We start from the raw sequence: 8,711 nt of genomic DNA on the forward strand, positions 1-8,711 counted from the left end.
ATTACTCTGTTTTGGTGTATTACAAGGATCGACGGCAGTCTGACGCTAAGGCGTTGGTTGGCGGCCTTTTGGCTGCAGGATTTAAGGCCGCATCGATTGCTACTGACCTGACCGAGGTTGATATCGGTAAACAAGATCCGGACACGACTTTTATTATACCATCATCGCTTTTGAAGGACCGAGCTGGCCCCGTTGAAGACAACGTAATAAAGGTCGTAAAAGACATTCTTCCGCTTGAAAAGACTGGCGTCCTTTTGAAAAGAGGGGGGCCGGGCTCAATTGCTAGAAGTCAAGTAGCGATATATCTCTACTAGGGATTGCGCGTTTACAGTGACAGCGCATTTAATCTGTCGCCTCGCCGCTTCTTGGCGCCGAAGTGGATGATAACCTATACCCTGTGTAAGGCGTGCGCCGCTGGGCTTCGCCAGTCGCGCGCTTGACCTGTCAGACCGCGGGGCGGTCGGCGGTTGTGGGTCGTCGGGCGGTCTGCGATCTCAAGAGGCGGCGCGCGGAAACGGAGGCGGCCGAGCATTTCACGCATGCACATCTCTCTTGAGATGGCGTTTGCGGTTGCCTGATCCGTCCTCGGCGTCAAGGTCGAGCCGGCTTCGCCGGTTGCTCCGCCCGGACCGTGTCCGGGTGTCGCAAACCTCACGACAGCCAATCGCCGCGTCGGGCCGCCGCAGTCACCCGAAGGGCCGAAGCGGTGCGTAGGCGCCGCGTCAGCGGCTTGACGGTGGAGGGCCGAGGTGGCTGGCGCGTCCCGCGCATTACGGCATTGCGGTGAGACAGCGCATTCAACCCGTCTCGGCGCCGCGCGGCTGTGGCGCGCCGTCGCCGCTAATTCGGCGCCGGGGCGGCGGGGGCGGCGGGTTCGAGATCGGCGTCGGGATAACCCATAATGGTCATGCAGTTGCGGTAGTGGAGGCGCACCTGTTCCTCCGGGGTCAGTCCGTGCGCGAGCGGATCGGAGGTCGGCCAGATCCAATGGGAGGGCAATTCCGCGCGGCAGAGGTGGTCCGCGTGACCTTGGCTGTCGAAGATCGCCACCGAGGCGTCTCCGCCCATGTAGTGCCCGCCCCTCGGACCGATACAACCCACAAGCGCCAGACCCATGAGCCCAGCGGCGAGAGCCCGCTTCATCGTCGACCCCCCGGCTCGACATCGATAGGAGCGCGCGACAATCGACGGCGCCCGGCGACGGCGCGTCTCGCGCCCACCCGGTTATCGATTGCTGCGATCCCCTGGGGTTTCCCGCCTTTCCCCGCGTCAAGCCATCGTGGATCATCGTTCCGAGCCCAAGCAAGCGATTTTTCGTAGCGGCGCCGTTATAAATTCGGGGGTCGCAAACCGTAACGCCTGCGCGGCTCAGGCGTTACGCCGCCGTGAGTTTTGCCGGCGAGACGGACCGAAGGGCCGGTCGGCTCAGCAAAACTCACGGCCGCCGCCCGCCCCGCCGGAACGGGCCTCGCCGTCGAGCTCTTGGGAGCCCGCTTTTCCAAACCGGAGCGGCTGTCAATGATCGCCTTCGGCGACCGCCGTCGGCGGCGCGCCTAATCGGCGCGTCATTGACAGCCGCTCCGGTTTGGAAGTTTCGCGGCCAAGAGCCTGACGGCGAGGTCCGTACCGTCTCCGAATTCGCGGCTGGCGAAGACGCTCGAACGTCTTGCCCTCGGCCGACATTCGTCCCCCCCCCGCCGCCGGGCCGCCGGCCGGCCGCGGGCGGCTACGGACGGATGGCGTAGCCGTCCTGCATGCAGATCGATTCGATCTTGGTGGGGACCTGCTTGCTGCGGCTGTCGCCGATGGCGACGACGGCGACGTTTGACAGCGTCCCGCGGCGATCGAACGTGAGGCGCGCGTAATAGTCGCGATACTCGGCTTTGGCGTCGGTGATGTTGTATTCGCCGGGAAGATAATCGCCGCTCACCAGGCCGCAGTAATCAATGGCGTCGCCGCGGGTCCTGACGACGAGCGGGAGCCATTTGAAATCTCTATGCGGCTGGTCTCCCAGCTCGCGCAGCACGGCGGTGGAAATCATCTCCTTTTCCGCGTCGTTCAATGGCCGCCAGGGAGCGGCGATCGCCTCCCGCGTCGGCTCCATCGGCGCAAACAGATCGGCGTCGCCGCAACCGGCGAGCGCGAGCGACGAGGCCAAGACAAAAGCGCATTTCCTCAAGCTCGCCCCCTCGTTGGATCGCGACAGCGGGACCGGCCCCGGGCCTCGCGTCGCGCTCGCGCGCAGCGTCGCCCAAGAACTGGGCTGTTACGAGGCGGCGAAACGTCCGTCAAATCCGTTCCTCGCCTGGCCGCCCGCGAACGCGGGCCCCGGCCTTCATTTCGGCCTTCTGACCACGCGCAGTCTGGCGCTGGCGCCGCCGCCGCAGAAGAACGTGTCGGCGCCGTCCGACTCGAGCCCCGAGACGCCGACGCCGGCCGGCATGTCGAGCTGGGTCAGAACTTCGCCGCTCTCGGGGTCGATGCGGCGCAGCGCGCTTTCGTCGCCTTCCCATGTCGCGTGCCACAGCTCGCCGTCGACCCAGGTGACGCCGGTGACGAAGCGGTTCGACTCGAGCGTGCGCAGGATCGCGCCGGTCTCGGGATCGAGCTGATGGATCTTGCGGGCGCGATGCTGCCCGACCCACAGCGTCCCGTCCGCCCACGCCATGCCCGAGGCGCCGCCTTCGGGGGTCGGGATGGTCGCGATCACGCGGCCGCTCTCGGGGTCGATCGTCTGGATGCGGTCGCCGGCGATCTGGTAGAGGCGCCGGCCGTCGAAGGCGGTTCCCGCATGGGCGGCGACGTCGAGCTTGCGCGCCGTCTTGCCGCTCGCCGGGTCGATCGCGGCGAGCGCGTCGTCGGTCGCGATCCAGACATGGGCGCCGTCATAGGTGACCCCGTTGACGCGAGCGACGCAGGGAAACGGGCCATATTCGCGAAGGATGGTCGCTGGCGTTCGTTTCATGCGCGCTCCTTCACGCCGAAGCATTGTCATGGCCGGCCATGACGCCCAATGCGGTTCGGGCTCATCGCCATCCACTCTACCCATCCGCGGGCGCGGCCGGGAGTAACAAGGTTGTCGGGAAACCCGGCGCCGGCGGCGCCGTCCAGCGGCGCGCCCGGCCGCGGCCGATCGCCTGCGCCTTGCCCGTTTTCGTCAGCGCCTCGAGCGCGCGCTGCGCGGTGCGCGGACTGGCGCCGAGCGCCAGCGCCAGCGCCGAACTCGACCAGGCTTCGCCGTCGGCGAGCAGCGCCAGCACATCGGCATGCGCGTCGTCGGTCGGCGGCGCGAGCGCAACGACCTCACGGCCGCCGCGCGGCTTGAGCGCGAAACCGTCGCGGGTCGCTTCGACCCCGGCGATGGCGGCGAGAACTTTTCGCAGGCGGCCGATCTCGACCCGCAGCCGCGCGCGATGCGATTCGTCGGCGCGCCGGGCGCGGAACGCGCGCTTCAGCAGCGTGGCGCGGGTCGCGTCGCCGGGCCAGGCCTCGGCGAGCGCGTGGACCAGCGCGAACAGCACCGGCCGCGTCTCCAGCGAAATCGTCTTGCGCGAGCAGCGGACGACGCGGCGGCAGGCGTCGACGACGACGGCCTTCGACTCGAGCAGCGCTTCGACCTCGCCGAGCCGCAGCAATCGCTGTTCGCCACGCGCGATCAGCCGCGCCGCCGGCGCGTCGAGGACGCGGGCCAGGCTTTCGACTTCGGCGAGCAGCGCCGGAACGCCGGCCTCGCGCGCGGCGCGCTCGGCGCGCGCGAGCGCCGCCGAGGCCGCCGCGATCCGCAGGCGGCGCATGGCGAGGCCGGCGACGACCAGCTCGTGGCCGACGCGCGAGGCGGGCGGCAGCGGGGCGGGATCGAATCCTTCGAGCCGCCGCTCGAGCGCGTCGAGGCGGCCGATCAGCAGCAGATAGCGGCTCTCGAGGTAGCGGGCGTGGGCGGCGTTGGCGGTGTCGCCGCGCCGCGCGAGCGCGTCATGGGCCGCCTCGAGCGCCTTCACCGATGCGGCGAGGTCGCGCGAGACGAGCGCGATCTCGGCCTCGGCGATGGCGCAACGCGCGCGCGCGACGGCTTCCCGCGGGCCGAAGCCGCGCGCCGCCCGCCTGAGCAGCGCCTTGGCGCGGGCGAGATCGCCGAGCTGCGCCATCGCGACGCCGCGCAGCGCCAGCGCCGGCGGATCGTCGCGCAGAGCGACGAAGTTCAGCGCGCCGAGCGCGTCGCCCGAGGCCAAAGCGCGCGCCGCGGCGGCGATCAGCGAGTCCATGGAAATCCCGACACGCTTGTCACTCCCGGCCATCGCGGCGTGGGCGGTAAGTCTATCCCGCGACCGACGCCCGGCAAGCCGCCGCTGAAATGCGGTCGGCGCCGCGGACAATGCAGGGAGAACGAAGATGACTACGCATGCGACCGCAACCCACGAACAATGGCTGGAGGCGCGGCGCGATCTGCTCGCCGCCGAGAAGGACTTGACGCGCAAGAGCGACGACGTCGCCCGGCTGCGCCAGCGCCTGCCCTGGGTCCGGGTCGACAAGACCTACCGGTTCGACGCCGAGGCGGGCGGCAAGACACTGACGGAGCTGTTCGACGGGCGCTCGCAGCTGCTCGTCTATCACTTCATGTTCGGGCCCGATTACACGGCCGGCTGCCCGTCGTGCTCGATGATCGCCGACGGTTTCGACGGCTTCGCCGTCCATCTTGCCAACCACGACGTCACGCTGACGGCGGTTTCGCGCGCGCCGCTAGAGAAGCTCTTGGCCTACAGGCGGCGCATGGGCTGGAGCTTCCCGTGGGCGTCGTCGCACGGCGACGACTTCAATTTCGACTTCGCCGTCTCGTTCGCCGAGGCGCAGGAGAGGGAAGGGCCGGTCGAATACAATTATGCGCGCGGCGCCCATGCGATGGACCGGATTCCGGTTCCCCCGCCCGTCGTCGCGTTTGCGACCAGCTGCGGCTGCGACGCCGCGACCTATCGGCGCGACCGGCCGGGCATGAGCGCCTTCGTCCGCGAAGACGGCGTCGTCTATCACGCCTATTCGACCTACGCGCGCGGACTGGACGGGCTGTGGGGCGCCTATCAGTGGCTCGATCGCGCGCCCAAGGGCCGCAACGAGCAGGGGATCTGGTGGCGCCGCCACGACGAGTACGACCATGGCTGACGCGGCGATGTCGACGGTCGCGCCTGACGAGGTCGACGCCTGCGCCGGGGGCGGTCCCGCCGCTCTCGGCGCCGCCGGTTGGCTCGGCCTCGCGGCCGCGCCGACCTTCGCGCTGATGGCGCTGGGAACGGGCGTGTTCAGCAGCCGACCCGACGGGCTTTGCATGGGGATGCCGGACGCCTCGCCGCTGAACGGGATGGCGCTGATGTACGCGTTGATGAGCGCCTTCCATGCCGCGCCGTGGCTGAAAGCGATCTCCCGCCGACGGAGCCGGACCCGCCGGTCGTCCCGCGTCGGTTTGGACCGATCGCGCTGAGCGGCCCGGCCTCGCCGCCGGCGCGCCGGTCGCCACGAAACGCCGGGCGTCGCGGCGGGGCGTCCCTGCCCGGCGTCGCGGCCGGGCTGCCGGGCGCCTGACCAGCGGGTCGTCAGCCCCGCGCGGACTGCCGAGCGATGTGCTCGATGTCGCCGCGTTCGATGCCGAGGTCGTGCAGCTCGCGATCGGAGCAGGACGACAGTTCGCGCAGCGTCCGCAGATAGACGCGACGATTTTCGAAATATTGGCGAACGAATTCAAAGGCCATCGTAGGCTCCTTTTTTTCGTCATGCCGCCGGCGGTCGTTCGACCTGTCGCGGCGCGAACCCGTTGCGCGTTCCTTCTCTCCAGACAGGTCCAATATGATGGTGCGTCGCACAACAATCAATGCTGCAGCGCGTCATCCATGCATGGGACGCATGCCGGGAGCGCATGACGGCGAGGATTCGCCGCGGCGCGGGCGTCGCCGCGATTGACGCGCAGAAGGCGGCGCATTAATAGGTAGCCGAAAGGTTACGCATTATGCACCGCGTCCGCGCCGATTCCGACGTCTTCCGCGCCATCGCCGACCCGACCCGGCGGGCGATCCTCGACCGGCTGCGCGCCGGGCCGACGCCGGTCAACGCGCTCGCCGCGGGCTTTTCCGCGAGCCGCCCGTCGATCTCCAAGCATTTGAAAATCCTGCACGAAGCCGAGCTGGTGGCGGAGCAGAAGCGCGGCCGCGAGCGCCTCTACCGCCTGCGTCCGGAGACGCTGGCCGAAGTCGCCGACTGGGCCGACGGCTACCGCCGCTTCTGGAAGACGAGCCTCGAAGCCCTCAAGCGCCATTTGGAGGAAGAGCCATGAGCCGATCGCCCGCCGCCCACGCCGTCGTCGATCTCGACGGCGGAATCATCCTGGCCAAGATCGACATCGCCGCGCCGCCGGAGCGGGTCTATCGCGCCCTGACCGACGCGGCCGAGGTCCCGACCTGGTGGGGCGCCCCGGAGGTTTATCGCACCGAGAGCTGGGCCGCCGACCTGCGCGTCGGCGGCGCCTGGAAGGCGACCAGCCGATCCGTCGACGGGACGCTTTTCGTCGTCGGCGGCGAATATCTCGCCCTCGACCCGCCGCGCCGCATCGTTCAGTCGTGGCGCGCCGATTGGGACGGCGGGACCGAGACGCGGCTCACCATCACCATCGATCCGGTCGCCGCCGGCTCGCGGGTGACGGTCCGGCACGAGGGCTTCGCCGGCCGGCGCGATTCCTGCGCCGATCATGGCGCAGGCTGGGAGCAGGTGCTCGAATGGCTCGCTAAGCATCTCGCGCCGCCGCGCGCGTCGGCGACGCGGTAACGCGCCAAGGCGGCGTCCGGGTGACGCGCCAAGGCGGGGGCTCGCCGGCCCCTTATCCGGCCGCGCTTCCCGCGTCCGCCTTCTCCCGCAAGGGGAGACGGGATTAGGCGCTTGCCTCGGCCGCCGCCGGCTGCGATCAAGCGCGCCATGCGCGCTTTCGCCGAACCGCCGCCGATCGACGACGCCCCGCCGCGCCGGCTCGCCACGGCTGTCTCGGCGATCGAACGGCGGGCGATCGCGCCATGGCCGGCAGATCGGCGGGCCCCATGCGGCGCCGTCCCGGAGGCGGAAAAGTGAATCTGATCGAGCCGCGCTTTCGCGGCCTGTTCCTCTCCCTCTTCGCGCTTTTCATCCTGTACGGCACGTCGATGACCGTCATCGGCGCGACGCTGCCGAAGATTCTGGCGAGTTTCCACTGGAATTATCTGGCTGCCGGAATTGTCATCGGCGCCGGCGCCGTCGCCTACTTCGTGTCGACGTACGTCGCCGGCCACTTGGTGAAGCGCTGGGGTTCCAAGCCGACCATCTCGCTCGCCCTGACGCTCATCGTCGCCGGACTCGCCTTCTTCGCTGCGACGCCTGATCCTGCAGCCAACACGCTGTTGAGCGCGCTCATTGGTCTGGGCCAAGGCGGCGTCGAAGTCGGCGTCAACTCGATCATCGTGCGCATCGACGCCCGCAACACGGGTCGGCCGATGAACATCCTGCACGGCGCGTTCGCCGTCGGCGCGATCGTCGGACCGTTGGCGGTCGGTCTGCTGATGCAGAGCGGCGCCGACTGGACCGCCGTCTACCGGGGCATGGCCGCGATCTTCGTGCTGCTGGCGGCGCTGATGGCGTTCGCCGCCGTGCCGTCCGTCCAACCGCAGGCCGCCGAACGCGACCACCCCGCCGAGCGACTGAGCGCAAACCCAGCCTACTGGCTGTCGTTCTTCGCGCTCTTCCTCTACGTCGGCGTTGAATTGGGGATCTCGAACTGGGTCGCCGAGTATTTCGTCGCCGTCTTCGCCTATTCGGCGGACGCCAGCGCGATGCTCGTTTCGCTGTTCTGGATGGGCGTGTTGGTCGGTCGCTTCGGCGTGCCGTTGCTCGACAAAGGCTCGCGCCCCGACGCCGAACTGATCGGACTTTCGGGGCTGGCGACGGCGTCGATCGCCCTGCTTATCCTGCTGGGCTACCTCACGCCTTCCGCGATCAACGCCGACATCGCCAGGGGATTGTTGTTTCTGGCGGGTCTGGGCTGCTCGATCTACTACCCCGGGGTGATGACGCTGGTCGGCAGATGTTTCCCGCAGGCGCAAAGTCAGGCGATCGGCTTCGCAGCGACCGGCGGCGGCATCGGTTCGTTCCTGTTCCCCTTCCTCATGTCGTCGATTGCGCAGAGCTGGGGCATCCGGGCGGGATTTGCGACCTACGGCGTTTTCGCCGCGGCGATGACCCTTGTCAGCGCCTGGCTCGCCGTCGTCGCCAACACGGGAATGAACGCCCGACCGCTTCCCCTGACGCGTTCGCCCTGAGTTCGGCGCGCCGAGGGGAAGGGCGCGCTTGCGCGCGCGGCGTTCGGCGCTATGCAAGCGCGATGCGCGCTTTCGCCGAACCGCTGCCGATCGACGACGTCCTGCCGCGGCTCGCCGCTGCGCTCGCCGCCGGCACGCGCGCGGTGTTGGTCGCGCCGCCCGGCGCCGGCAAGACGACGCGCGTGCCGCTGGCGCTGCTCGACGAAGATTTCGCCGCCGCGGGGAAGATCGTCGTCCTCGAGCCGCGCCGGCTCGCCGCGCGCGCCGCGGCGGCGCGCATGGCCTCGACGCTCGGCGAGACCGTCGGCGAGACGATCGGCCTGCGCGTGCGGCTGCAAAGCCTGGTCTCGGCGCGCACGCGGATCGAGGTCGTCACCGAAGGCGTGTTCG

11 protein-coding genes and 1 pseudogene are annotated in these 8,711 nt (G+C 69.2%); 7 read left to right on the plus strand and 5 right to left on the minus strand.

Annotated features, from left to right (window positions below; translation table 11 throughout):
• The coding region (locus tag ABSF49_RS17855) for a hypothetical protein (protein ID WP_424113996.1) at nucleotides 1-314 on the plus strand (314 nt) is incomplete at its 5' end.
• Nucleotides 315-840: 526 nt separating this feature from the next.
• Here the strand turns inward: ABSF49_RS17855 and ABSF49_RS17860 are convergent.
• The 4 genes from ABSF49_RS17860 to ABSF49_RS17875 all read right to left on the minus strand — a co-directional run bounded on the left by ABSF49_RS17860 (nucleotide 841) and on the right by ABSF49_RS17875 (nucleotide 4,262).
• Nucleotides 841-1,068 carry a hypothetical protein gene (locus ABSF49_RS17860; protein WP_424113997.1) on the minus strand — a complete coding sequence of 76 codons (228 nt, stop codon included), beginning with the start codon at nucleotides 1,066-1,068 and terminating at the stop codon, nucleotides 841-843.
• A gap of 658 nt (nucleotides 1,069-1,726) precedes the next feature.
• The gene (locus ABSF49_RS17865; protein ID WP_424113998.1) at nucleotides 1,727-2,158 is read right to left on the minus strand and encodes a hypothetical protein; all 432 of its coding nucleotides are present in this window, start codon (nucleotides 2,156-2,158) and stop codon (nucleotides 1,727-1,729) included.
• Nucleotides 2,159-2,335: 177 nt separating this feature from the next.
• Nucleotides 2,336-2,965: a Vgb family protein gene (locus ABSF49_RS17870; protein ID WP_424113999.1), complete on the minus strand. Its 630-nt coding sequence runs from the start codon at nucleotides 2,963-2,965 to the stop codon at nucleotides 2,336-2,338.
• A gap of 76 nt (nucleotides 2,966-3,041) precedes the next feature.
• Nucleotides 3,042-4,262 carry a helix-turn-helix domain-containing protein gene (locus tag ABSF49_RS17875; RefSeq protein WP_424114000.1) on the minus strand — a complete coding sequence of 407 codons (1,221 nt, stop codon included), beginning with the start codon at nucleotides 4,260-4,262 and terminating at the stop codon, nucleotides 3,042-3,044.
• Nucleotides 4,263-4,389: 127 nt separating this feature from the next.
• Here ABSF49_RS17875 and ABSF49_RS17880 point away from each other — a divergent pair, with 127 nt between their 5' ends.
• Entirely contained in the window at nucleotides 4,390-5,154 is a 765-nt protein-coding gene (locus ABSF49_RS17880; RefSeq protein ID WP_424114001.1) for a DUF899 domain-containing protein, read from the plus strand.
• Nucleotides 5,147-5,470 carry a hypothetical protein gene (locus ABSF49_RS17885; RefSeq protein ID WP_424114002.1) on the plus strand — a complete coding sequence of 108 codons (324 nt, stop codon included), beginning with the start codon at nucleotides 5,147-5,149 and terminating at the stop codon, nucleotides 5,468-5,470. The genes ABSF49_RS17880 and ABSF49_RS17885 overlap by 8 nt, the downstream gene beginning before the upstream one ends.
• Before the next feature lie 112 nt (nucleotides 5,471-5,582).
• Here ABSF49_RS17885 and ABSF49_RS17890 read toward each other — a convergent pair whose 3' ends face one another.
• On the minus strand, nucleotides 5,583-5,738 hold the full coding sequence (locus ABSF49_RS17890; RefSeq protein ID WP_424114003.1) for a DUF1127 domain-containing protein: 156 nt from the start codon (nucleotides 5,736-5,738) through the stop codon (nucleotides 5,583-5,585).
• Between the two features lie 254 nt (nucleotides 5,739-5,992).
• On the opposite strand from ABSF49_RS17890, the gene ABSF49_RS17895 reads away from it, so the two are divergent.
• The 4 genes and pseudogenes from ABSF49_RS17895 to ABSF49_RS17910 form a co-directional block, all read left to right on the plus strand.
• Nucleotides 5,993-6,316, plus strand: a complete 324-nt coding sequence (locus ABSF49_RS17895; protein WP_424114004.1) for an ArsR/SmtB family transcription factor — start codon at nucleotides 5,993-5,995, stop codon at nucleotides 6,314-6,316.
• Nucleotides 6,313-6,804, plus strand: coding sequence for an SRPBCC family protein (locus tag ABSF49_RS17900; RefSeq protein ID WP_424114005.1), 492 nt, complete (start codon nucleotides 6,313-6,315; stop codon nucleotides 6,802-6,804). Before ABSF49_RS17895 ends, ABSF49_RS17900 begins: the two co-directional genes overlap by 4 nt.
• 293 nt (nucleotides 6,805-7,097) lie before the next feature.
• The gene (locus ABSF49_RS17905) at nucleotides 7,098-8,321 is read left to right on the plus strand and encodes an MFS transporter (RefSeq protein ID WP_424114006.1); all 1,224 of its coding nucleotides are present in this window, start codon (nucleotides 7,098-7,100) and stop codon (nucleotides 8,319-8,321) included.
• A gap of 62 nt (nucleotides 8,322-8,383) precedes the next feature.
• Nucleotides 8,384-8,711 (plus strand): annotated as a pseudogene (locus tag ABSF49_RS17910) (ATP-dependent helicase HrpB); the annotation flags it as partial.

Source organism: Roseiarcus sp. (genome assembly GCF_049514155.1).
In the GTDB taxonomy this organism is placed as follows: domain Bacteria; phylum Pseudomonadota; class Alphaproteobacteria; order Rhizobiales; family Beijerinckiaceae; genus Roseiarcus.

Coding starts and splice junctions, on each gene's coding strand:
- ABSF49_RS17890 (WP_424114003.1), bottom strand. CDS start 5,738: ATGGCCTTTGAATTCGTTCGCCAATATTTCGAAAATCGTCGCGTCTAT.
- ABSF49_RS17885 (WP_424114002.1), top strand. CDS start 5,147: ATGGCTGACGCGGCGATGTCGACGGTCGCGCCTGACGAGGTCGACGCC.
- ABSF49_RS17900 (WP_424114005.1), top strand. CDS start 6,313: ATGAGCCGATCGCCCGCCGCCCACGCCGTCGTCGATCTCGACGGCGGA.
- ABSF49_RS17870 (WP_424113999.1), bottom strand. CDS start 2,965: ATGAAACGAACGCCAGCGACCATCCTTCGCGAATATGGCCCGTTTCCC.
- ABSF49_RS17895 (WP_424114004.1), top strand. CDS start 5,993: ATGCACCGCGTCCGCGCCGATTCCGACGTCTTCCGCGCCATCGCCGAC.
- ABSF49_RS17860 (WP_424113997.1), bottom strand. CDS start 1,068: ATGGGCGGAGACGCCTCGGTGGCGATCTTCGACAGCCAAGGTCACGCG.
- ABSF49_RS17880 (WP_424114001.1), top strand. CDS start 4,390: ATGACTACGCATGCGACCGCAACCCACGAACAATGGCTGGAGGCGCGG.
- ABSF49_RS17875 (WP_424114000.1), bottom strand. CDS start 4,262: ATGGACTCGCTGATCGCCGCCGCGGCGCGCGCTTTGGCCTCGGGCGAC.